This window comes from Mixta tenebrionis (genome assembly GCF_006517625.1).
Taxonomy (GTDB): Bacteria; Pseudomonadota; Gammaproteobacteria; order Enterobacterales; family Enterobacteriaceae; genus Mixta; species Mixta tenebrionis.
Map to the genome: position 1 here is coordinate 1 of NZ_VHQI01000057.1, position 458 is coordinate 458.

Here is a 458-nt window from a genome sequence, read left to right on the forward strand (position 1 = left end):
TTTTTTTTACTTTTTTGTTTTTCAGGCGGACAAACCCTGTCCGGTGGCTTCCTTAAACTGTCAGGTCCAATATCTGCAATGAGGTGAAATATGGCTACCTACCGACACGACCCCGACCTTGAGTTTCTACGCCACTGCCATCGTGACGATCTGGATTTACTGGTTTCTGTGCTTATCTGCGATCCGAAAGACGGACTGGCACGCATCACGGAAACGCTGACCTATGATCCTCAGTATAAAAAACACAAGCCCAACCACCCGCGCTACTGGGATGCCATTGCAGCCGAGGTTCAGACGTTTGGGGCGAACAGCTTTGCCACGCTGCTCCGCTGGGGTAAAGGGGTGCTGTACCGGGAAATTCTCACCGATGCCTGCGATAAAATGAAGGTGAACTACAACAACAAATCCAGTGTTGAAACCATTGAAATGAATCTGCTGATGAAGATCCTGGAGAAAAG

The 458-nt window shown here is 48.9% G+C and carries 1 protein-coding gene; it reads left to right on the forward strand.

All coding sequences use genetic code 11. From position 1 onward, the window contains the following. Positions 1–90 precede the first annotated feature (90 nt). The coding region (locus FKM52_RS21515) for a DUF3944 domain-containing protein (RefSeq protein WP_141178122.1) at positions 91–458 on the forward strand (368 nt) is incomplete at its 3' end.